The 21,330-nt window shown below is 67.9% G+C and carries 22 protein-coding genes; 18 read left to right on the top strand and 4 right to left on the bottom strand.

The genetic code is table 11. From position 1 onward, the window contains the following. Positions 1–439: 439 nt before the first annotated feature. Positions 440–2,344 (bottom strand): DNA topoisomerase IV subunit B, encoded by a 1,905-nt coding sequence (gene parE / locus MC380_RS11150; RefSeq protein WP_242164742.1) that lies wholly within the window; start codon positions 2,342–2,344, stop codon positions 440–442. Positions 2,345–2,462: 118 nt separating this feature from the next. Here parE and MC380_RS11145 point away from each other — a divergent pair, with 118 nt between their 5' ends. The 8 genes from MC380_RS11145 (at position 2,463) to truD (ending at position 9,570) form a co-directional block, all read left to right on the top strand. Next, complete coding sequence (locus MC380_RS11145) at positions 2,463–2,705, top strand: hypothetical protein (protein WP_242164740.1); 243 nt, start codon at positions 2,463–2,465, stop codon at positions 2,703–2,705. A 168-nt stretch (positions 2,706–2,873) separates the two neighbouring features. Then, positions 2,874–4,571 (top strand): CTP synthase, encoded by a 1,698-nt coding sequence (locus tag MC380_RS11140; RefSeq protein ID WP_242103178.1) that lies wholly within the window; start codon positions 2,874–2,876, stop codon positions 4,569–4,571. Between the two features lie 88 nt (positions 4,572–4,659). After that, the gene (gene kdsA / locus MC380_RS11135; protein WP_242164738.1) at positions 4,660–5,493 is read left to right on the top strand and encodes a 3-deoxy-8-phosphooctulonate synthase; all 834 of its coding nucleotides are present in this window, start codon (positions 4,660–4,662) and stop codon (positions 5,491–5,493) included. A 30-nt stretch (positions 5,494–5,523) separates the two neighbouring features. Further along, positions 5,524–6,828, top strand: a complete 1,305-nt coding sequence (gene eno / locus MC380_RS11130) for a phosphopyruvate hydratase (RefSeq protein ID WP_242164736.1) — start codon at positions 5,524–5,526, stop codon at positions 6,826–6,828. 10 nt (positions 6,829–6,838) lie between these two features. Beyond that, on the top strand, positions 6,839–7,165 hold the full coding sequence (gene ftsB / locus MC380_RS11125) for a cell division protein FtsB (RefSeq protein WP_343223568.1): 327 nt from the start codon (positions 6,839–6,841) through the stop codon (positions 7,163–7,165). Positions 7,166–7,178: 13 nt separating this feature from the next. After that, positions 7,179–7,862: a 2-C-methyl-D-erythritol 4-phosphate cytidylyltransferase gene (gene ispD / locus MC380_RS11120; protein WP_242103192.1), complete on the top strand. Its 684-nt coding sequence runs from the start codon at positions 7,179–7,181 to the stop codon at positions 7,860–7,862. A gap of 167 nt (positions 7,863–8,029) precedes the next feature. Beyond that, a complete protein-coding gene (ispF, locus tag MC380_RS11115) occupies positions 8,030–8,509 on the top strand; it encodes a 2-C-methyl-D-erythritol 2,4-cyclodiphosphate synthase (RefSeq protein WP_242164734.1) in 480 nt (159 codons plus the stop codon). Next, the gene (truD, locus tag MC380_RS11110; RefSeq protein WP_242164732.1) at positions 8,506–9,570 is read left to right on the top strand and encodes a tRNA pseudouridine(13) synthase TruD; all 1,065 of its coding nucleotides are present in this window, start codon (positions 8,506–8,508) and stop codon (positions 9,568–9,570) included. Before ispF ends, truD begins: the two co-directional genes overlap by 4 nt. A gap of 100 nt (positions 9,571–9,670) precedes the next feature. Here the strand turns inward: truD and MC380_RS11105 are convergent, their stop codons facing one another. Beyond that, positions 9,671–10,261 (bottom strand): Smr/MutS family protein, encoded by a 591-nt coding sequence (locus tag MC380_RS11105; protein WP_242103195.1) that lies wholly within the window; start codon positions 10,259–10,261, stop codon positions 9,671–9,673. A 106-nt stretch (positions 10,262–10,367) separates the two neighbouring features. Between MC380_RS11105 and surE the strand changes: the two genes are divergently transcribed. The 4 genes from surE to MC380_RS11085 all read left to right on the top strand — a co-directional run bounded on the left by surE (position 10,368) and on the right by MC380_RS11085 (position 13,435). Continuing rightward, a complete protein-coding gene (gene surE, locus MC380_RS11100; protein ID WP_242103197.1) occupies positions 10,368–11,147 on the top strand; it encodes a 5'/3'-nucleotidase SurE in 780 nt (259 codons plus the stop codon). After that, entirely contained in the window at positions 11,144–11,908 is a 765-nt protein-coding gene (locus MC380_RS11095; RefSeq protein WP_242103198.1) for a methyltransferase domain-containing protein, read from the top strand. The genes surE and MC380_RS11095 overlap by 4 nt, the downstream gene beginning before the upstream one ends. Before the next feature lie 33 nt (positions 11,909–11,941). Continuing rightward, positions 11,942–12,592 (top strand): exopolysaccharide biosynthesis protein, encoded by a 651-nt coding sequence (locus MC380_RS11090; protein ID WP_242103200.1) that lies wholly within the window; start codon positions 11,942–11,944, stop codon positions 12,590–12,592. A gap of 66 nt (positions 12,593–12,658) precedes the next feature. Next, entirely contained in the window at positions 12,659–13,435 is a 777-nt protein-coding gene (locus MC380_RS11085) for a peptidoglycan DD-metalloendopeptidase family protein (protein ID WP_242103370.1), read from the top strand. Positions 13,436–13,495: 60 nt separating this feature from the next. Here MC380_RS11085 and MC380_RS11080 read toward each other — a convergent pair whose 3' ends face one another. Further along, positions 13,496–13,870 carry an Mth938-like domain-containing protein gene (locus tag MC380_RS11080; protein WP_242103201.1) on the bottom strand — a complete coding sequence of 125 codons (375 nt, stop codon included), beginning with the start codon at positions 13,868–13,870 and terminating at the stop codon, positions 13,496–13,498. 100 nt (positions 13,871–13,970) lie between these two features. Further along, on the bottom strand, positions 13,971–14,276 hold the full coding sequence (gene yhbY / locus MC380_RS11075) for a ribosome assembly RNA-binding protein YhbY (RefSeq protein WP_242103202.1): 306 nt from the start codon (positions 14,274–14,276) through the stop codon (positions 13,971–13,973). 91 nt (positions 14,277–14,367) lie between these two features. Between yhbY and rlmE the strand changes: the two genes are divergently transcribed. The 6 genes from rlmE (at position 14,368) to hflX (ending at position 21,316) form a co-directional block, all read left to right on the top strand. Beyond that, positions 14,368–15,015 (top strand): 23S rRNA (uridine(2552)-2'-O)-methyltransferase RlmE, encoded by a 648-nt coding sequence (gene rlmE / locus MC380_RS11070; RefSeq protein WP_242103371.1) that lies wholly within the window; start codon positions 14,368–14,370, stop codon positions 15,013–15,015. Between the two features lie 75 nt (positions 15,016–15,090). Continuing rightward, positions 15,091–16,992 carry an ATP-dependent zinc metalloprotease FtsH gene (ftsH, locus tag MC380_RS11065; RefSeq protein ID WP_242103203.1) on the top strand — a complete coding sequence of 634 codons (1,902 nt, stop codon included), beginning with the start codon at positions 15,091–15,093 and terminating at the stop codon, positions 16,990–16,992. Between the two features lie 226 nt (positions 16,993–17,218). Continuing rightward, complete coding sequence (gene folP / locus MC380_RS11060; protein ID WP_242164730.1) at positions 17,219–18,112, top strand: dihydropteroate synthase; 894 nt, start codon at positions 17,219–17,221, stop codon at positions 18,110–18,112. Beyond that, positions 18,109–19,119, top strand: coding sequence for a tRNA (adenosine(37)-N6)-dimethylallyltransferase MiaA (gene miaA, locus MC380_RS11055; protein WP_242164728.1), 1,011 nt, complete (start codon positions 18,109–18,111; stop codon positions 19,117–19,119). The genes folP and miaA overlap by 4 nt, the downstream gene beginning before the upstream one ends. Before the next feature lie 247 nt (positions 19,120–19,366). Beyond that, positions 19,367–19,642: an RNA chaperone Hfq gene (gene hfq, locus MC380_RS11050; protein WP_242103208.1), complete on the top strand. Its 276-nt coding sequence runs from the start codon at positions 19,367–19,369 to the stop codon at positions 19,640–19,642. A gap of 204 nt (positions 19,643–19,846) precedes the next feature. Further along, positions 19,847–21,316, top strand: coding sequence for a ribosome rescue GTPase HflX (gene hflX / locus MC380_RS11045; RefSeq protein ID WP_343223572.1), 1,470 nt, complete (start codon positions 19,847–19,849; stop codon positions 21,314–21,316). The last annotated feature ends 14 nt before the right edge of the window (positions 21,317–21,330 follow it).

The following is a 21,330-nucleotide window of genomic DNA, read 5'->3' as shown; positions in this document are numbered from 1 at the left end:
ATCGAACCCGCGCCGTCGCAACGGCGGATAACACTCAACAGCAGCGCCCTACTGTGCCCTTAACTGCAAGGTAATCCGCGCCGTCGCGGCGGATGACCAGCCGATCAACCTTCCAACGTCGCCAAGTCGCCCTTCTGTTCCCACCGCGCCGCACAACAGCCTCCGCCGCGACAGAACCCGCGCCGTTGCAACGGCCGATACCGATGAACGGCCGATCAGACCTCCAGCGTCGCCAGGTCGCCTTTCTGTTCGAGCCGCGCCGTACTACGGCATCCGTCGCCAGATAACCCGCGCCGTCGCAACGGCGGATGAAACCCAACAGGCGCGGTCGCGGAGGCCGATCAGACTTCCAACGTCGCCAGATCGCCCGCGCCGTACTGCAACGTCCTTAGCGAGGAAACGCGCGCCGTCGCAACGGCCGATGATGGTGAACAGCCGATCAGACTTCCAAAGTCGCCAGATCGCCTTTCTGCTCCAGCCATGCCTTCCGATCCGGCGCCCGCTTCTTCGCCAGCAGCATGTCCATCAGCGCGCGGGTGCCGTCGCCGTCGTCGACCGTGAGCTGGACCAGGCGCCGGGTATCGGGATGGATGGTGGATTCGCGCAGCTGCTGCGGATTCATCTCGCCCAGGCCCTTGAACCGGGTCACGTTAACCGCGCCCTTGAGCTTCTCGCGCTCGACCCGCTCCAGCAGCAGGCGCTTCTCCTCCTCGTCCAACGCGTAGAACACCTGCTTGCCCACGTCGACCCGGAACAGCGGCGGCATCGCCACGAACACGTGGCCGGCGTTCACCAGCGTCGGGAAATGGCGCAGGAACAGCGCCGTGAGCAGGGTAGCGATGTGCAGGCCATCGGAATCGGCGTCGGCCAGGATCACCACCTTGCCGTAGCGCAATCCGGAGATGTCGTCCTTGCCCGGATCACAACCGATCGCCACCGCGAGGTCGTGCACTTCGGTCGACGCCAGCACGCCGCCGCTGGCGACTTCCCAGGTATTGAGGATCTTGCCGCGCAGCGGCAGGATCGCCTGGAAGTCCTTGTCGCGCGCCTGTTTGGCGCTGCCGCCGGCCGAGTCGCCTTCCACCAGGAACAGCTCGGTGCGCGACAGGTCCTGGCTGATGCAGTCGGCCAGCTTGCCTGGCAGGGCAGGGCCCTGGGTGACCTTCTTGCGCACGATCTGCTTTTCGGTCTTCAGTCGTGCGCTGGCGCGCTCGATCGCGAGCTGCGCGATCTTCTCGCCGAACTCGGTATGGGTGTTGAGCCAGAGCGAGAACGCATCGTGTGCGGCGCCTTCGACGAAACCGGCCGCCTGGCGCGAGGACAGGCGCTCCTTGGTCTGGCCGCTGAACTGCGGGTCGGTCATCTTCAGCGACAGCACGAACGACACGCGGTCCCATACATCCTCGGGCGCCAGCTTCACCCCGCGCGGCAGCAGGTTGCGGAAATCGCAGAACTCGCGCAGCGCGTCGGTGAAGCCGGTGCGCAGGCCATTGACGTGGGTGCCATGCTGCGAGGTGGGGATCAGGTTGACGTAGCTTTCTTGCACCAGTTCGCCCGCCTGGCCGTCGCCACTGGGCACCCAGGCCACGGCCCAGTCGACGATCTCGGTGTCCTTCTTCAGCGAGCCGGTGAAGATCTCGGGCGGCAGCAGCTCCCGGTCGACGAGTTCGCCCTTGAGATAGGCGCGCAGTCCGTCCTCGTAATGCCACTGGTCGCGCTCGCCGCTGGCTTCGTCGAACAGGGTCACGCTCAGGCCCGGACATAGCACCGCCTTGGCGCGCAGCAGATGACGCAGCGCCCGCAGGTTGAACTTCGGCGTGTCGAAATACTTCGGGTCCGGCCAGAACCGCAGACGGGTGCCGGTATTGCGCTTGCCGACGCTGCCGACGATGTCCAGGTCCGAGGTCCTCTCGCCGTCGGTGAACGCCATCCGGTATTCGTTGCCGTCGCGCTTGATGTACACGTCCACCTTGGTCGACAGCGCGTTCACCACGCTCACGCCGACGCCGTGCAGGCCGCCCGAAAACGTGTAGTTCTGGTTGCCGAACTTGCCGCCCGCGTGCAGGCGGGTGAGGATCAGTTCGACGCCGGGGATCTTTTCCTCCGGATGGATGTCCACCGGCATGCCGCGGCCGTCGTCGGACACCTCGCAGCTCCCGTCCTTGTGCAGCGTCACCTCGATGGTGCGCGCATGCCCGGCCAGGGCCTCATCCACCGCGTTGTCGACCACTTCCTGCGCCAGGTGGTTCGGGCGGGTGGTGTCGGTATACATGCCGGGACGGCGCTTGACCGGGTCCAGCCCGGAAAGAACTTCGATGTCTGCAGCGTTGTAGCGGGTGTTCATGCGGTTCCGTGGCCGTTTCGTGGCGCTAGTTTAGGCGTTCGCACGGGCGCGATTCAGACTGGGTCGATAGAATTCATCCGTTGACACGCCACCCGCACGTCGGGATCGAGGTAAGACTATGAAACTCAGGCACATCCTGCTGTTCCTTGCCGCTGCGACCCTGCTGGTCGCCGGCAACGCGGCCGCGCAGAGCGCACAGGTCGACGCCAAGACCAAGGATGCCAGCGCCGAGCAGGCCGCCGCCAAGGCCAAGGCCGAGCAAGCCGCGAAGAAGCAGGCGGCCGAGAAGGCCAAGGCGGACAAGGCTAAGGCCAAGTCGAAGACCGGCGACGAGGACGAAGAAGAGGAAGAGGACATTTGATCGCGCGCAGGTATCCGCGCCGGCCTTGGGCCGTACGCCAACGCCGCGCTTCGCGCAGCCAACAGACGCCCCGCATCGCGGGGCGTCGTCTTTTCCGGGTCCGCGCGGCCGCAGTCGCGCTGGCGCAGGCCTGCCGGTAGAATGCCGCTTTCCAGCCATCCTGCCGCCATGACCCCTCCAGGCTCCACCACCCCGCTCATCTTCGTCACCGGGGGCGTGGTGTCCTCGCTGGGCAAAGGCATCGCCGCGGCCTCGCTGGCCGCCATCCTCGAGGCGCGCGGCCTGCGCGTGACGATGATGAAGCTGGACCCGTACATCAACGTCGACCCGGGCACGATGAGCCCGTTCCAGCACGGCGAGGTCTACGTCACCGACGACGGCGCCGAAACCGACCTGGATCTGGGCCATTACGAACGCTTCGTCAACGTGCGCCTGTCGGGCGCCAATTCCATCACTACCGGCAAGATCTACGAGAACGTGATCCGCAAGGAGCGGCGCGGCGACTATCTGGGCGCCACGGTGCAGGTGATCCCGCATATCACCGACGAAATCAAGCGTTGCATCGATAACGCCACGGCCGGCTATGACGTGGCCCTTGTGGAGATCGGCGGAACGGTGGGCGACATCGAGTCGCTGCCGTTCCTCGAGGCGATCCGCCAGATCCGCACCGAACGTGGCGCCGAGAACGCCATGTTCATGCACCTGACCCTGGTGCCGTTCATCGCCGCCGCCGGCGAGCTCAAGACCAAGCCGACCCAGCATTCGGTCAAGGAACTCAGATCGATCGGTATCCAGCCCGACGTGCTGCTGTGCCGCAGCGAGCAGCCGCTGCCGGACGGCGAGCGGCGCAAGATCGCGCTGTTCACCAATGTGCCGGAGAAGGCGGTCATTTCCGCCATCGACCTGGACAACATCCACAAGATCCCGATGTGGCTGCATGCGCAGGGCCTGGACCAGATCGTGGTCGAAGGCCTGCGGCTGCAGCACAAGGCCGCGCCCGACGCCGACCTGTCGCAGTGGCTGGACGTGGTGGATGCGGCCGAGCATCCGATCGACGAAGTCACCATCGCGGTGGTCGGCAAGTACGTCGATCACAAGGATGCGTACAAGTCCGTGGGCGAGGCGCTCAAGCATGGCGGCATCCGCCAGCGCACGCGGGTCAACCTGGTGTGGATGGAATCGCAGGACATCGAGCGCGATGGCGCCGAGTCGGCGTTCGCCGGCATCGACGGGATCCTGGTCCCTGGCGGGTTCGGCGATCGCGGCTTCGAGGGCAAGGTGCTCACTGCGCAGTACGCCCGCGAGCACAAGGTCCCCTATTTCGGCATCTGCTACGGCATGCAGGCCGCCGTGGTCGACGTGGCCCGCAACCTGGCGGGCCTGGCTGGGGCCAACAGCACCGAGAACGACCGGCAGACGCCGCATCCGGTGATCGGCCTGATCACCGAATGGCGCACCCAGACCGGCGAGGTCGAGCGCCGCAGCGAGGACAGCGACCTGGGTGGCACCATGCGCCTGGGCCTGCAGGAGCAGCGCATCAAGCCCGGGACCCTCGCGCACCGCATGTACGGCCAGGATGTCGTCGGCGAGCGCCACCGCCACCGTTACGAATTCAACAACCGCTACCGCACCCAGCTGGAAGCCGCCGGGCTGTTGATCTCCGCCAAGTCGATGGACGATCTGCTGGTGGAAATGGTGGAGCTGCCGGACCATCCCTGGTTCCTCGCCTGCCAGGCGCATCCCGAATTCCTGTCCACGCCGCGCGGCGGGCATCCGCTGTTCATCGGCTTCATTCGCGCCGCGCGCGAACGCAAGGCCAATGCCGGCCAGGCCGGCGGCCGACTGCTGAAGGAGGCGACCGCGTGACCCGATCTTGTAGGAGCGCCGCTTCGGCGCGACCAGGCTCCGGAAACGATGTGTCGCGCCGAAGCGGCGCTCCTACAGGAGCAGCAAGATGAACCTGTGCGGGTTCGAAGTCGGTCTCGACCAGCCCTTCTTCCTGATCGCAGGCCCCTGCGTGGTCGAATCCGAACAGCTGCAGCTGGACGTTGCCGGCCAGCTCAAGGAAATCACCTCCGCGCTCGGCATCCATTTCATCTTCAAGTCCAGCTTCGACAAGGCCAACCGCACCTCCGGCAAGAGCTTCCGCGGCCCCGGCATGGAAGAAGGACTGCGCGTGCTGGGTGAGGTGAAGCGCCAGATCGGCGTGCCGGTGCTGACCGACGTGCACGAGTACACGCCGATGGACGAAGTCGCTTCCGTCGTCGACGTGCTGCAGACGCCGGCGTTCCTGGTGCGCCAGACCGACTTCATCACCAAGGTGTGCGCGGCCGGCAAGCCGGTGAACATCAAGAAGGGCCAGTTCCTCTCGCCCTGGGACATGAAGCCTGTGGTGGAGAAGGCCAAGGCGACCGGCAACCAGGACATCCTGGTCTGCGAGCGCGGCGCCAGCTTCGGCTACAACAACCTGGTCAGCGACATGCGTTCGCTCGCGGTCATGCGCGAGACCGGCTGCCCGGTGGTGTTCGATGCCACCCATTCGGTACAGCTGCCGGGCGGGCAGGGCACCTCCAGCGGCGGGCAGCGCGAATTCGTGCCGGTACTGGCGCGCGCCGCGGTCGCAGTCGGCGTGGCCGGCGTGTTCATGGAAACCCATCCCAGGCCGGAAGAAGCGCTTAGCGACGGCCCGAATGCGTGGCCGCTGCCGAAGATGCGCGCATTGCTCGAAACGATGCTGGAACTCGACCGCGTCACCAAGCGTTCCGGCTTCCTCGAAACTACAGTCTGACCCTTACACCTAAGAGACAGCCCCCAATCCATGACCAAGATCGCCAAGATCCACGCCCGCGAAATCCTCGACAGCCGCGGTAATCCCACGCTTGAAGCCGAAGTCACGCTCGCCGACGGCAGCTTCGGCCGCGCCATGGTGCCCTCGGGGGCTTCGACCGGCACCAAGGAAGCCGTGGAATTGCGCGACGGTGACAAGACCCGCTACGGCGGGAAGGGCGTGCGCAAGGCGGTGGAGAACGTCAACGCCGGCATCGCCCAGGCGCTGCACGGCTTCGATGCCACCGACCAGATCGCGCTGGACAAGCGCCTGATCGACCTCGACGGCACCGAGAACAAGGGTCGGCTGGGCGCAAACGCATTGCTAGGCGTGTCGCTGGCCAATGCGCACGCGGTGGCCGCTTCCAAGAAGGTGCCCCTGTGGCGCCACCTGGGCGACATCAGCGAGCACCCCGCCGGTTGGAAGCCCAGCCTGCCGGTGCCGATGATGAACATCATCAACGGCGGCGCGCATGCCGACAACAACGTCGACTTGCAGGAATTCATGGTCCTGCCGGTGGGTGCGGAGTCGTTCGCCGAAGCGCTGCGCGCGGGTACCGAGATCTTCCACGCGCTCAAGTCGGTGCTCAAGGGCCGCGGCCTGTCCACCGCGGTCGGCGACGAAGGCGGCTTCGCGCCCGACCTGCGCAGCAATGCCGAGGCCCTGGACACCATTCTCGAGGCGATCGGCAAGGCCGGTTACGCCGCCGGCGAAGACGTGCTGCTAGGCCTGGACGTCGCATCCAGCGAGTTCTTCGACAACGGCAAGTACCACCTGGTGGGCGAGAACAAGCGTCTCACCAGCGAGCAGTTCACCGACTTCCTCGCCGACTGGTGCCGCCAGTACCCGATCGTCACGATCGAGGACGGCATGGCCGAGGACGACTGGGCCGGCTGGAAGCTGCTCACCGACCGCCTGGCTGGCAAGGTCCAGCTGGTGGGCGACGACCTGTTCGTCACCAACCCGCGCATCTTCAAGGAAGGCATCGAGCGCGGCGTCGCCAACGCGATCCTGATCAAGGTCAACCAGATCGGCACCCTGACCGAGACGCTGGAAGCCATCGCCATGGCCGATGCCGCGAACTACGCTGCCATCGTCTCGCACCGCTCGGGCGAGACCGAGGACACCACCATCGCCGACATCGCCGTGGCCACCACGGCCACCCAGATCAAGACCGGTTCGCTGTGCCGCAGCGACCGCGTGGCCAAGTACAACCAGCTGCTGCGCATCGAGCAGGCGCTGGGCGCGGACGCGCGCTATGCGGGACGCAACGCGTTCGTGTCGCTGAAGTCCTGAACTCGCGCGCGTGCGCAGACTGTCGACCCTGCTGCTGGTGCTCGCGGTGTTGCTCGCGTGGCTGCAGTACCGGCTGTGGTTCGGCAAGGGCGGGCGACACGAGGTCGACGCGCTGCAGCATCAGGTCACCCAGCAGGCCTACGACAACACCGGTCTGAAGCAGCGCAACGACGTGCTCGCTGCGGAAGTGAAGGACCTCAAGTCCGGCGAGGCCGCGATCGAGGAGCGCGCGCGCAGCGAGCTGGGCATGATCCGGCCGGGCGAGACGTTCTACCGGGTGGTCGACGAAGCCAAGGCCGCGCCGGCACCCGTCCCAGAAGCCGGCGCGCCACCATGACCGGAGGCCTGACGTGACGTGGGTGATCATCCCCGCCGCCGGACGCGGCAGCCGTTTCGGCGGCGACGTACCCAAGCAATACGCGCACGTACTTGGACAGCCGCTGCTTGCGCACACGCTCAAGGCCTTGCTGGCGCATCCGGGCGTGGCCGGGGCCGTGATGGTGCTGGCAGCGGACGACGAGCGTTGGCCCGGCTGGGGTTCCTTCGCCGGCAAGCCGATCCTGACCTGTCATGGCGGCGATGCGCGCGCCGATTCGGTGCTGGCCGGCCTGGCGGCCTTGCCGGACGAAGTGCGCGCGGACGATTTCGTGCTGGTGCACGACGCCGCCAGGCCGGTGCTGCGCGCGACCGACCTGGATGCGCTGCTCGAACGTGGACGCAACGACCCGGTGGGCGCGATCCTGGCCGCACCGGTGCGCGATACCCTGAAGCGCGCCGGCGACGACGGCGGCATCGACTGCACCGAACCGCGCGAACGCCTGTGGCGCGCGCTCACCCCGCAGCTGTTCCGTCGCCTGCAGCTTGCCCGCGCGCTGGAAGCCGCCCGCGATGAGGGGGCGCCGGTCACCGACGAGGCCATGGCGATGGAGCGGCAGGGCCACCGGCCGCTGCTGGTCGAAGGCAGCGAGGACAATCTCAAGGTCACCACGCCGGCCGACCTGGCCTATGTCGAGTTCCTGCTAGAACGGATGTAGGGGCGTCCTCCAGGCGCGACCGCGCCGCGGCTTTGGCGGCAAATGGCGAACGGCCCAGGGCATGCGCGTCCCACGGGCCGCTACGGCGGCCTGGAAGCAGCCGCAACGGAAACCTGATCGTGGCGTGGCGCTCCTACAATGACGCAACGCGTATCGAGGATCCTCCAATGTCCATCCGCATCGGCCAGGGCTTCGACGTCCACGCCTTCGGCGAGGGCGATCACGTCATGCTCGGCGGCATACGCGTGCCGCACGACCGCGGGGTGGTCGCGCATAGCGACGGCGACGTGGTCATCCACGCCCTGTGCGATGCGATGCTGGGTGCACTGGCGATGGGCGATATCGGCAGGCATTTCCCGCCGTCGGATCCGCGCTGGAAGAACGCCGACAGCCGCACCTTCCTGCGCCATTGCTATGCGCTGCTGCGCGAACGCGGCTGGCGGGTCGGCAATGCCGACGTGACCGTGCTGTGCGAGCGCCCCAAGGTTGGCCCGCACGCCGATGCGATGCGGGTGCTGCTGGCCGACGCGCTGGAAGTGGATGTGGACGCCGTCAGCATCAAGGCCACCACCACCGAACGTCTCGGCTTCACCGGCCGCGGCGAGGGCATCGCCGCCCAGGCCGTGTGCCTGCTCGTACCCGCGTGAGTGCAACGGGCGAAGGTCTGCCGCGCGCGCACGGTTCCCCGGTGCTCGCTGCGAGCATCCGCACGGTGCCGGAAGACTTCGTGGTCGAGGAAATCGACGCCTTCGCCGCCAGCGGCAGCGGCGAGCACCTGCTGTTGACTGTGGAGAAACGCGGCATGAACACCGCGTTCGCGGCCAGGTGCATCGCGCAGTGGGCGGGCGTGCCGGAATCCGCGATCGGCTATGCGGGCCTGAAGGACCGACATGCGCTGACCCGCCAGCGCTTCAGCGTGCACCTGCCGAAGAAGCTCGCGCCGCGGATCGAGGGACTCGGCTCGGATGAATCCGGAACGGGATCGGGGCAGGCGCTGCGCGTACTCGACGCGACCTGGCATGCGCGCAAGCTTCCGCGCGGTGCGCTGGCCGGAAACCGCTTCGCCCTGATCTTGCGCGAGGTGCAGGGCGACCCAGCTGCCATCGAGGCACGCTTGCGCGCCATTGGCGCACGTGGCGTGCCCAACTACTTCGGTGAGCAGCGCTTCGGCCGCGACGGCGGCAACCTGGACAAGGCGATCGCGATGTTCGGCGGACGCCGGGTCAAGCGGGAGGAACGCTCGCTGCTGCTCTCCGCCGCGCGTTCGGAACTGTTCAACCGGGTCCTGGCCGAACGCGTGCGCAGCGGCAGCTGGGATGCGCCGCTCGAGGGCGAGGTGTGGGTGCTGGACGGCAGCCGCAGCGTGTTCGGCCCCGAGCCCTGGAGCGAGGCGCTCGCCCAGCGTCTGGCGGAATTCGATATCCATCCCAGCGGCCCGCTCTGGGGCAGCGGCAGCCTGCGCAGCGTGGGCATGGCCCGGGCGCTCGAACTCGCCGCCTTGGATGAGCCGCAGTCGATGCGATTGCGCGCGGGCCTGGAACAGGCCGGTCTGCGCCAGGAACGGCGCGCCACCCGGCTGCGACCGAATGCACTGGTCTGGTCATGGCCGGATGCGCGCACCCTGCAACTCTCGTTCGGACTGCCGGCGGGCAGCTACGCCACCGCGGTGTTGGACGAACTCGGCGCGCATGCCGCAGGACGAGGCTGAGACGGTCGCAGCCACGCAGGCCAGGACGATCGCACCTGCCGTGACGTCGCTGTCGAAGCGCACACGTTCTTCGTGCGCGCGTCGCCCCGGTTACGGAGGCTCAGCGCCTCGCGCGCCGGAGCAGTACCAGCACTGCGCCGGTTCCGCCCTGTGCGGGCGGCGCGGAATGGAAGGCCAGCACGTCCGCGCGCTGGCGTAGCACGCGGTCGACCAGATTCTTGAGCACCGGCACGCCGTTGCCCGAACCCAGGCCTTTGCCATGCACGATCCGGATGCAGCCGGTTCCGCCATGCACGGCCTCGCGCAGGAATTCGCGCAGCAGGCGTTCGGCGCCCGCGCTGTCATGGCCGTGCAGATCGAGTTCGTCCTGGACCGCATACAGCCCGTTGCGCAGGCGCTGCAGCACCCGCGCCGGCACCTCGTCGCGACGGTAGGCGAGGGCATCGCCTGCTTCGATCAGGTCGTGCGCGAGCAGGCGCGCGAATTCGCTGCGCGCGCTTGCATCATCCAGCTCGGCCATTCGCCTGGACGGCTTGGGTCGCGGCTTTGTGGGTGGTGCCGGCGCTTCGGCGAGCCTGCGCACCGGTCCGATCGCGTCGCGGAACAGCGATGCGTCGTCCGCTTCGCCAAGGCCCGGTTCGCCCCGGTCCGGTGCGTCAGACCCCGTTGGTGGCCGGCGCTGTCTGCCCATGACGCAAGCCTAGCGCGAACCAATGCCGGGCAGCGGTGTAACCGGCATCCGGCGCGCTTCCGTTATGATGACTGCGCTCACGCAAGCGAGGCACGACGACGGTTCCATGCGCGTACTGGTCAGCAACGACGACGGCGTAGACGCCCCCGGCATCCGCGCCCTCGCCGAAGGGTTGCGCGGGGCGGGGCATGAAGTCCTGATCGTCGCGCCAGACCGGGACCGTTCCGGCGCCAGCAATTCGCTGACCCTCGATGCGCCGGTGCGGGTGGCGCGGATCGACGACAACACCTGGCGTGTGCATGGCACGCCCACCGACTGCGTGCATGTGGCGATCACCGGCATGCTGGACGCCGAGCCCGACATCGTGGTGTCGGGTATCAACAACACCGCCAACCTTGGCGACGACGTCATCTATTCGGGTACCGTCGCTGCGGCGATGGAGGGGCGTTTCCTCGGCCTGCCGGCGATCGCGATGTCGCTCAACGCCGTGGACCACGATGGCAAGCACTACGCCACCGCCGCGCGTGCTGCGGTCGAACTGGTCGCACGGCTGATGACCGATCCGCTGCCTGCCGACACGATCCTCAACGTGAACGTGCCCGACCTGCCATGGGACGAGGTGCGCGGCTTCGAAGTGACCCGGCTGGGCAACCGCCATCGTGCAGAGCCGTGCGTGCAGCAACAGGATCCGCGCGGGCGCACCTGGTGGTGGGTCGGCGCAGCCGGCGCCGAGCAGGACGCCGGACCCGGCACCGATTTCCACGCCGTGCGCAGCGGCTATATCTCGATCACGCCGATCCACGTCGACCTGACCCGCTTCCAGGCCCTTGAACAGGTCGCCAGCTGGGTGGACGGCCTCGCGACGGCCCTGAAGGACGTCGCATGAGCGCCGGGCTGCGATTGAAGCCCGAGGCGATCGGGATGGGCATGACCTCGCAGCGCGTGCGCGACCGGCTGATCGAGCGCCTGCGCGCCGGTTCGCATCCCGGTGGCGGGATCCGCGACGAACGCGTGCTCAACGCGATCCGCACCGTGCCGCGCCACCTGTTCGTCGACGAGGCCCTCGCTGCACGCGCCTACGAGGACAACGCCCTGCCGATCGGCCATGGGCAGACCATCTCCCAGCCGTGGGTGGTGGCGAAGATGACCGAGGCGGTGCTCGAAGGCATCGATCCGTCGCTGCTGCACGCCCCGGCGCTGCAGCCGCATTCGGCCTTCGCCACGCAGCCGGAGCCGTCCAGTGCACCCAAGGTGCTCGAGGTCGGGACCGGGTCCGGTTATCAGGCCGTGGTCCTGGCCGCGCTCGGCCTGCAGGTCTACACGGTCGAGCGGATCGGTGACCTGCTGCGGACCGCGCGCAAGCGTTTCCGTTCGCTGGGCCTGAACATCCGCAGCAAGCACGACGACGGCCGCATCGGCTGGCCCGAGAACGGTCCCTACGATGCGATCGTGGTCACCGCCGGGGCGCCTGCGCTGGTCGACGCGCTCAAGGCACAGCTTGCGCCCGGCGGAACGCTGGTGGCGCCGGTCGGCGGCTCCGGCGCGCAATCGCTGCTGCAGCTGCGCAAGGACGCCGAGGGCAATATCACCGAAACCGTGCTCGCCCAGGTCGTGTTCGTGCCGCTGCTGTCGGGCATGGTGGACTGACCCCGTGAATGCCACCGCCATCGGATCCGGCGCATGACCCAATCGCATGAAACCGCTGCACGCAACGCCGCGCTGGGCGAGCAGCTCGCATCGATCATCGAACAGCTGCCCGAGGATTCGCTCACTCTGGGCGAGCTCCTCGACGTGTTCGGCGACGAAGGCCTGCTGCTGCTCACCATCCTGCTGACGATCGTGTTCCTGATCCCGGTGTCGATCCCGGGCGTGAGCACGGTGTTCGGCGGTGCGATCCTGCTGATCGGCGTCAGCCGCCTCGTGGGTCGTCCGCTGTGGCTGCCGCGCAAGCTGCGCGAAAAGGCGTTGCCGGCGGCGAAACTGCGACCGGCGCTGACTGGCGGCATGTCATGGGTCCGTCGCCTGGAGCGCATCAGCAGGCCGCACCGGCTCGCCGGCCTGGTCGACGGCCGGGTGGCGAACCTGTTCAACAACCTCGCGTTCATCCTCGCTGCACTGCTGCTGATGGCGCCGTTCGGGTTCGTGCCCTTCAGCAACACGCTGCCCGGCGTCGCGCTGTTGTTCTATGGCATCGGCCTGATCCAGCGCGACGGCGTGGCGATCGTGCTCGGTCACGCGGCCAACATCCTCACCATCATCTACTTCGGTATCCTCATCGGAGGCGGAGGTCTCGCCGTCCGTGAAGTTCTCCAGCGTCTGACAGGTGGTTGATTCGTGCAGGAACCAAGCGCGGCATTTCCAAGGCAGGATATCGCGCGCGCGCGGCGCGGCGCGGGCGTGCCGATCTGGCTGCAAGCCGCGGGACTGATCGCGATCTGCGCCATCGTTGCGGCATGCGGCAGCAGCCGCGTGGTGCGAGGCCCCGGCGGCGGCTACCAGCGATCGGGTCCGCCGGTGCGGGTGTCCAAGCCCAGGTATGGCGCCACCCATGTCGTGCAGCGTGGCGAGACCGTGTACCGCATCGCAACCAACAACGGCATCACCGCGCTCGACCTGGCGCTGTGGAACAACATCCCGGCGCCGTACATCATCCATCCCGGCCAGCGGTTGAAACTCTATCCGGGTGGACCGAGCTATCCCAGAACCGTGGTCTCGCGTCCACCGGCAGCGCGCAGCCCCGTGCCCGCACCCTCGCGCCCGCCCGCATCCGCGCCAGCGCCCGTCTACGCCCCCGCGAAGGCGGATTTCGGCTGGCGCTGGCCGACCGATGGCCAACTCATCGCCCGTTTCGTGTCCGGCGATCCGACCAAACAGGGGCTCGACGTGGCCGGCACCGCCGGTCAGGCCGTACGTGCCGCAGCCGATGGCGTGATCGTGTACTCGGGATCGGGCCTGGTGGGCTATGGCGAGCTGATCATCATCAAGCACAACGAGCAGTGGCTGTCCGCGTACGGCCACAATCGCGCCCGCCTGGTCAACGAGGGGCAACTGGTCAAGGCCGGCCAGCAGATCGCCGAAATGGGACGCACCGGCGCTGCGCGCGACATGCTGCATTTCGAGATTCGCTACAACGGCAAGCCGGTCGATCCGCTGCAGTACCTGCCTCGCCGCTGACCCAATCTTTCTTCCGCCGGGGCAGAGCCGCGCAACGGGGCGCGGGTCGGCGGTGGCCGATCAGCCCGTGATCACGAACCCAGCCACAACCCGCCGTCCCTCGCTCGCCAGCACATTGAAGGTGCGCGCGGCGGCTGCATTGGTCATGGTTTCCAGCCCGATCCCGCGCGACAGGCAGGCGGCCAGCACCTCCGGCGGCGGGAACTGCTGGGTGGCGCCGCTTCCGAGCACGACCAGTTCGGGCTGCAGCGCCAGCAGCGGTTCCAGGTCGCCCGGGACCATCGCGGTCACGTCGCGCACCGGCCAGTTGCCGATCAGCCGGTCCGGCGCGATCACGAAGCTGGTTTCGAGCCGGCGATCGTTGACCAGGGCGTGGCGGCCGTCGGCGCCGCGCAGGAAGTATTCGTAGTCGGGACGTTCGAGGTGCAGCTGCATCGGAGCGGAGATGGTTGTGGTTGGCTGAATGAACCGTGGCTTGGGCAAATGACCCGGGACTTTCGATGGGTTCCCGGCCGGTTCCCGCCAGATCCGGGCCTTAGGCCCGTGGCAGCACGATCTGGCGCCGGTCCCGGGAAGGCCGGTAGAGGATCGCGGTATGCCCGATCCGCTGTACCAATGCCGCACCAGCGCGGTCGGCGATGGTTCCGATCATCGCGTCGCGGGCGTCACGGTCCTCGCCGGCCACCTTGATCTTGATCAGCTCGTGATGCTCGAGTGCGCCGTCGATTTCGGCCAGCAGGGCATCGGTGATGCCCTTGCCGCCCACCTGGAGGATGGCCTTCAGGCCATGGGCCTGGCCGCGCAGGAAGCGGGTCTGGGCGGCGGTCAGCTCGGTGGACATGCAGCAAAATCGCAGGAAAAACGGGCGCTTAGCGTATCATGCTGGGGCCTTCCACCCGGCCCGGCCGCCGCCTCCCAGGGCCAACCGCCTCATGGCTTCCCGCAGCAAATCCAGCCAGCGCTGGCTGAAGGAACACTTTTCCGATCCCTTCGTGAAGAAGGCGCAGGCCGAAGGCATGCGTTCGCGCGCTGCCTACAAGCTGGAGGAACTGGTGGCGCGCGACCAGCTGCTGAAGCCGGGCATGGTCGTGGTGGACCTCGGCGCGGCTCCCGGCGGCTGGTCGCAATGGGTGCGCCAGGAACTCGAGCGCATGGCGCCGGCCAGGCCGGGCCGGGTGATCGCCCTGGACATCCTCGACATGCCCAGCCTGGCCGGCGTGGAGTTCCTTCATGGCGATTTCAGGGAAGATGCCGTCCTATCACAGCTTGAAGCCCGTCTTGATGGAAAACCGGTCGACCTTGTCCTGTCCGACATGGCCCCCAATAAGAGTGGTATGGACGCGGTCGACCAGCCGCGGGTGATGCATCTGGCGGAGCTGGCGATGGACTTCGCCGATCGCCATCTGCGGCCCGATGGGACGTTCCTGATCAAGCTGTTCCAGGGCGTCGGATTCGACGATTACGTGCGGGAGCTGCGGCGGCGCTATGCCAAAGTCGCGATCCGCAAGCCTGCCGCCTCGCGCAAGCGCTCTGCGGAGGTGTATGCGCTGGCCCAGGGCAAGCTGAGGCAGATGAAGTAAGGTGGACGGACCCCGGTGGACGGGTGATGGCCCGCGGACAATGAGCCCCTGCAGTAAACGGTGTGAAATAACAGGATGAACGACTTGGTCAAGAACTTGATGCTGTGGGTGGTCGTCGCCGTCGTGCTGATGGTGGTGTTCCAGAGCTTCAGCCCGAAACTGGCCGGTGCGGCGAGCACCGAGGTCCAGTACTCCGAGTTCATCCAGAGCGTGCGCGACGACAGGATCAAGAAGGTCGACATCGCCGAGGACGAGAAGACCATCACCTTCGAGCGCAAGGACGGCAGCCAGGGGTCCACCATCGCGCCGCGCCGCGACGAGCGGATGATGGACGACCTGATCAACCACAAGGTCGAGATCAAGGCGGCGCCGACATCGTCGGGGCGCTCGCTGTTCTGGAGCGTGGTGCTGAACTTCCTGCCGATGCTGCTGTTCATCGGCATCTGGATCTACTTCATGCGCCAGATGCAGCAGGGCGGCAGCAAGGGTGCGATGTCCTTCGGCCGTTCCCGCGCCAAGCTGCTCAATGAAGACCAGACCAAGGCCACCTTCGCCGACGTCGCCGGTTGCGACGAGGCCAAGGAAGAAGTCCAGGAACTGGTCGAATTCCTGCGCGACCCGACCAAGTTCCAGAAGCTCGGCGGCAAGATCCCGCGCGGCGTGCTGATGGTCGGTCCTCCGGGCACGGGCAAGACGCTGCTGGCCAAGGCGATCGCCGGCGAAGCCAAGGTGCCGTTCTTCAGCATTTCCGGCTCCGACTTCGTCGAGATGTTCGTGGGCGTGGGCGCCAGTCGCGTGCGCGACATGTTCGAGCAGGCCAAGAAGCACGCGCCGTGCATCATCTTCATTGACGAGATCGACGCGGTCGGCCGCCATCGCGGCGCCGGCCTGGGCGGCGGCCACGACGAGCGCGAGCAGACCCTCAATCAGCTGCTGGTGGAGATGGACGGTTTCGAGGGCGGCGAAGGCGTGATCGTGATCGCGGCGACCAACCGCCCCGACGTGCTCGATCCCGCGCTGCTGCGTCCGGGCCGCTTCGACCGTCAGGTCGTGGTCGGCCTTCCCGACGTGAAGGGTCGCGAGCAGATCCTCAAGGTGCATATGCGCAAGGTGCCGCTGGCCGACGACGTCGAGCCGATGGTGGTTGCGCGCGGTACGCCTGGCTTCTCGGGCGCGGACCTGGCCAATCTGGTCAACGAGGCTGCGCTGTTCGCGGCGCGCGAGAGCGCCCGGGAAGTGCGGATGGAGCACTTCGACAAGGCGCGCGACAAGATCATGATGGGCGCCGAGCGCCGCTCCATGGCGATGAGCGAGCAGGAAAAGACCCTCACCGCCTACCACGAGGCGGGCCATGCGATCGTGGGCCGCCTGGTGCCCGAGCACGACCCGGTCTACAAGGTCACGATCATTCCGCGTGGCCGCGCGCTGGGCGTGACCATGTACCTGCCCGAGGGCGACAAGTACAGCTACAACCGCACCGCGATCGAATCGCAGCTGTGCTCGCTGTACGGCGGCCGCGTGGCCGAGGAGCTGATCTTCGGCGACGACAAGGTCACCACCGGGGCCAGCAACGACATCGAGCGCGCGACCAAGATGGCGCGCAACATGGTCACCAAATGGGGCCTGTCCGAGCTTGGGCCGATCACCTACGGCGAGGAAGAGGACGAGGTGTTCCTGGGCCGCTCGGTGACCCAGCACAAGAACGTCTCGGACGACACCGCGCGCAAGATCGACGATGTGGTGCGCGGCATCTTGGACAAGGCCTACAGCCGCACCCGCGCCATCCTCACCGAGAACCTCGACAAGCTGCACGCGATGGCCAAGCTGCTGCTCGAATACGAGACCATCGACGTGCCGCAGATCGACGCGATCATGGAAAACCGCGACCCGCCGCCGCCGATGGGCTGGAGCAAGGGCGGCCCGGCGCGCGAGGAGCCCAAGCCGATCACCATCGGCGGGCCTGCCGCGCAGACCTGAGAACCCCGATCCGCGGTTCGAAAAACGGCGCCAGCAGGCGCCGTTTTTCCGTGGGAGCGCCCCACGGGACGCGCCAGGGGGCCGACGATTCGATTCGTCCAATCCGGGTCGATGTCCAGGGCCGCTGCGGCGGCTCGGAAGGCGTTGCGACAGGATTGATGTCGCGGCGCGGACGGGGCTCGGAGGCGCTCCTACAATGGCAGTCCGACCCAGCCAACGGCTCCCGATGTTCAATACCACCCCGCAACTCGACTGTGCCGGACGCGTACTTGTCCTCGACCAGACACGGGTGATCGGCATCGTCAACGTCACCCCCGATTCGTTCTCCGACGGCGGACTGCACTCCACGGTCGAGGCGGCGGTCGCGCATGGATTGCGATTGGCGGAGGAGGGCGCGGACGCGCTGGACGTGGGCGGGGAGTCGACGCGCCCGGGCGCGGAGGACGTGTCGCTGGAGGAAGAGCTGCGCCGCGTGATCCCGGTGATCGAACAGCTCGCGAATCAAACCGCGCTGCCGATCAGCATCGACACCTCCAAGCCGGAGGTGATGCGCGCCGCGGTCGAAGCCGGTGCCGGCATGATCAACGACGTTTACGCCCTGCGCCGCGAAGGCGCGCTGGACATGGCCGCCACGCTCGGCGTGCCGGTCGTGCTCATGCACATGCTCGGCGAGCCGCGTTCGATGCAGGATGCGCCCGGATACGACGACGTGGTCGGCGAGGTGCACCGCTTCCTGGCCGAGCGCATCTTCGCCTGCGAGATGGCCGGCATCCCGAAGAAGCGGATCGTGGTCGATCCCGGATTTGGCTTCGGCAAGACCCGCGCGCACAACCTGCAGCTGCTCGCGCAGCTCGAGCGCTTCACCGAGCTTGGAGTTCCCGTGCTCGCAGGCCTGTCGCGCAAGAAGACCATCGGCGATCTGACTGGCCGGGACGACCCGCGCGAGCGTATTCACGGATCCGTCGCCGCCGCGCTGATCGCCGCGCAACGGGGAGCGCGCCTGCTGCGCGTGCACGACGTCGCCGCCACCGTCGATGCGCTGAAGGTGTGGACGGCCGTCGCCGGAGTGCCGATGCCGCGGGTGGCGTCCAGACCGGACATCCGCTGGCCCGACGAATGATTGCCGGTGTGCCCGCCGACAGCCGTGCCTCCGCCATCGCCATCATGGGTCCGACCGCGTCAGGCAAGACCGCCTTCGCGCTGGAGCTGGCCGAACGCCTGGGTGGGGAAATCGTCAGTGTCGATTCGGCGCTGGTGTATCGGGGTCTCGATATCGGCGCCGCGAAACCGACCGCCGAGGAACGCCGCGGCATTCCGCACCACCTGATCGATGTGTGTGAGGCGTGGCAGCCGTATTCGGCGGCCGAATTCGCAGCCGAGGCGCGTGCTGCGATCGCGGGCATCTGCGATCGCGGAAAGTTGCCGATCCTCGCCGGCGGCACCGGACTGTACTTCCATGCGTTGTTGCGTGGACTGGCGCCGATGCCCGATGCCGATCCGGAGCTGCGTGCGCGGATCGCGGCCGATGCCCGCGTGCGCGGATGGACGTCGTTGCATGCGGAGCTGGCCCAGGTCGATCCTGCCGCCGCCGCGCGCATCCATGCGACCGACGCCCAGCGGATCCAGCGTGCGCTGGAAGTGTTCCGCCTGAGCGGCATACCGATCAGCGTCTGGCAGCGCGACGCGGCGCTGCGGACCGGCCTGCCCCTGCGCGTGCTGAAGCTGGTGCTGGCCCCCGCCGACCGGGCGGTGCTGCATCAGCGGATCGAGCGCCGCTTCGATGCGATGCTCGAAGCCGGGTTCCTCGATGAGGTGCGTGCGCTGCGCGCGGTTCCGCAACTCCAGTCGCATCCCGCACCGCTCGAACTGCCGGCGCTGCGCGCGGTCGGTTATCGACAGGCGTGGGAGTACCTGGATGGCGCGATGTCGGTGGACGAATTCCGCGACCGCGCCATCTTCGCGACCCGCCAGCTGGCCAAGCGCCAGCTCACCTGGCTGCGCGGACAGCTGGATGCGCTGGTGTTCGACCCGGCGCGGGACACCGTCCGACTCAACGCTGCGGCGCATGCGTTCGTGCGAGCCATTCCGTCTGGCGCCGCGGATGGGGAAGGTCCGCGGGCGGCTTGAGCGCGGGCAGGCTTTGTCGCGTCGCCAGCCGGTCCGGGTCCGGATGACGGCCGATTGTCCCGGCCGGACCGGGCATGAGAAGGAGCACGGCGTCGCAAGCTGAACACGCAGTACCGGCGCGTGCTGCGCTGCCGCGGTCCATCTTGTGTACCATCGGCCAGTTGCCGCCGCGGGGAGCGGGTCTGGCGATGCGGACCGGGCGCAACGACCCGGCCGGAATAATAAAATCCAAGCTGGGGAAAACCTAATGTCCAAGGGGCAGTCTTTGCAGGATCCTTTCCTGAACGCCTTGCGCCGCGAGCGCGTGCCCGTATCGATCTACCTGGTCAACGGCATCAAGCTGCAGGGCACGATCGAATCCTTCGACCAGTTCGTGGTCCTGTTGCGCAATACCGTCAGCCAGATGGTCTACAAGCACGCCATTTCCACCGTCGTGCCCGCACGCAACGTACGTGTCGGTCCGGGCGGCGGACAGGTCGCGGCCGGCGAGAGCGCAGGCGAGGGCGGCGACGAAGCGGAGTAGGTCCCGCGGGCACGCCCCGGCATGCTCGTCGCCCGCGACCCGAGAGCCATTCGCCCCCGACACCGGCGGTGCGGGTCCGGGCCGGCCCAAGGCAGTCCGAAGCGACCCCTGAGCCGGGCGATATGCGTGGCGCGGTTGAAGCAGGCCAGCGCCGCCTCCATCTTCGCGGCATGACGCAGCCCGCCAACGCCCATGCCCACCCAGTTGTTTGAACGGTCCCGCAAGGGCGAGCATGCGCTCCTCATCCAGCCCCACGCCGGCGGCCCGCCGGACGATGGCCTGCTGGAGGAGTTCGTCGATCTGGCGCGCTCGGCCGGCGCCACCATCGCGCACGTGCTACCCGCCCGCATCGACCACCCGAATCCGGCCACCCTGCTCGGCAGCGGCAAGCTCGACGAGATCAAGACGGCCGCCGACGCCACCGGTGCAGATCTCATCCTGATCAACCATCCGCTCACGCCTGGCCAGGAGCGCAATCTCGAGAAGCTGCTCGAACGCCGGGTCGTGGATCGCACCGGCCTGATCCTCGACATCTTCGCCCAGCGTGCGCACAGCGCCGAAGGCAAGCTCCAGGTCGAGCTGGCCCAGCTGCGGCACATGGCCACGCGCCTGGTGCGCGGCTGGACCCACCTCGAGCGCCAGCGCGGCGGTTCGATCGGCTTGCGCGGCCCTGGCGAAACCCAGCTGGAGACGGACCGCCGCCTGCTGCAGAAGCGGGTCGAGCAATTGCAGAAGCGCCTCGACAAGGTCGAGGTCCAGCGCACCCAGATGCGCCGCGCCCGCGTTCGCAGCGAACTGCCGCGCGTCGCGCTGGTGGGCTATACCAATGCGGGCAAGTCGACCCTGTTCAACGCGCTCACCGGGGCCGAGGCCTACGCCGACGACCGCCTGTTCGCCACGCTGGACCCCACCGTGCGCCGGCTCGAGGTGGCGAGCGGGGCGGTGGTGCTCGCCGACACGGTTGGCTTCGTGCGCGATCTGCCGCACGAACTGGTCGCCGCCTTCCGTTCGACCCTGAGCGAAGCGCGCGACGCCGACCTGCTGCTGCACGTGATCGACGCTGCCGATCCGCTGCGCGAGGAGCGCATCGCCCAGGTCGACGCGGTGCTGCACGAGATCGGCGCCGGGGACATCCCGCAATTGCTGGTTTACAACAAGATCGACAAGATCGCCGCGGCCCCCCACGCCGGCAGCGGGGACGTCGGCCAGGTCGAGCCCACCGCCCCGTCGGGGCCCGGGAGCGGGCGAACCGAACTACCCGGCCTCGATGATCCTGGCGGTCTGGCGAGCGCCGGGCCAGGCCAATTGCCCCAGATGAAAACCGGCATCCGGCCGCGGCGCGACATCCCCAACGATGGCCGCCAGCGCGTCTGGGTCTCGGCGCGCGAGTCGCTGGGGCTGGATCTGCTGCGTGAGGCCGTGGGCGGCATGATCGGCGCCCGTCGGGTGCAGGGCGACGTCCATCTTCCGCCCGAAGCCGGGCGCCTGCGCGCGCGCCTGCACGCGCTTGCAGCGGTGCGCGACGAATCCCATCACGAAGGTCCGGAAGGCGCCGGTGGCTGGAACCTGCGTATCGACCTGGCCCTGGCCGATGCGGCGCGTCTGGCCTCGCAGGCCGATGGCGCACCGCTTCGGCCATTGCTGGCCGCAGGGGCTGCGGAACCATCCCTGTAGAATCGATCAGCCGC

The organism is Lysobacter sp. M15, assembly GCF_022662515.1.
GTDB lineage: Bacteria > Pseudomonadota > Gammaproteobacteria > Xanthomonadales > Xanthomonadaceae > JAKPBU01.
The sequence above is the reverse complement of the archived record's forward strand: the minus strand, read 5'-3'. Positions and strand labels throughout refer to the sequence as shown.

Bases quoted from the DNA above. Each gene is read 5' to 3' on its own strand.
- parE (WP_242164742.1), bottom strand. From the start codon at position 2,344: ATGAACACCCGCTACAACGCTGCAGACATCGAAGTTCTTTCCGGGCTG.
- MC380_RS11145 (WP_242164740.1), top strand. From the start codon at position 2,463: ATGAAACTCAGGCACATCCTGCTGTTCCTTGCCGCTGCGACCCTGCTG.
- MC380_RS11140 (WP_242103178.1), top strand. From the start codon at position 2,874: ATGACCCCTCCAGGCTCCACCACCCCGCTCATCTTCGTCACCGGGGGC.
- kdsA (WP_242164738.1), top strand. From the start codon at position 4,660: ATGAACCTGTGCGGGTTCGAAGTCGGTCTCGACCAGCCCTTCTTCCTG.
- eno (WP_242164736.1), top strand. From the start codon at position 5,524: ATGACCAAGATCGCCAAGATCCACGCCCGCGAAATCCTCGACAGCCGC.
- ispF (WP_242164734.1), top strand. From the start codon at position 8,030: ATGTCCATCCGCATCGGCCAGGGCTTCGACGTCCACGCCTTCGGCGAG.
- MC380_RS11105 (WP_242103195.1), bottom strand. From the start codon at position 10,261: ATGGGCAGACAGCGCCGGCCACCAACGGGGTCTGACGCACCGGACCGG.
- surE (WP_242103197.1), top strand. From the start codon at position 10,368: ATGCGCGTACTGGTCAGCAACGACGACGGCGTAGACGCCCCCGGCATC.
- MC380_RS11095 (WP_242103198.1), top strand. From the start codon at position 11,144: ATGAGCGCCGGGCTGCGATTGAAGCCCGAGGCGATCGGGATGGGCATG.
- MC380_RS11090 (WP_242103200.1), top strand. From the start codon at position 11,942: ATGACCCAATCGCATGAAACCGCTGCACGCAACGCCGCGCTGGGCGAG.
- MC380_RS11080 (WP_242103201.1), bottom strand. From the start codon at position 13,870: ATGCAGCTGCACCTCGAACGTCCCGACTACGAATACTTCCTGCGCGGC.
- yhbY (WP_242103202.1), bottom strand. From the start codon at position 14,276: ATGTCCACCGAGCTGACCGCCGCCCAGACCCGCTTCCTGCGCGGCCAG.
- rlmE (WP_242103371.1), top strand. From the start codon at position 14,368: ATGGCTTCCCGCAGCAAATCCAGCCAGCGCTGGCTGAAGGAACACTTT.
- ftsH (WP_242103203.1), top strand. From the start codon at position 15,091: ATGAACGACTTGGTCAAGAACTTGATGCTGTGGGTGGTCGTCGCCGTC.
- folP (WP_242164730.1), top strand. From the start codon at position 17,219: ATGTTCAATACCACCCCGCAACTCGACTGTGCCGGACGCGTACTTGTC.
- miaA (WP_242164728.1), top strand. From the start codon at position 18,109: ATGATTGCCGGTGTGCCCGCCGACAGCCGTGCCTCCGCCATCGCCATC.
- hfq (WP_242103208.1), top strand. From the start codon at position 19,367: ATGTCCAAGGGGCAGTCTTTGCAGGATCCTTTCCTGAACGCCTTGCGC.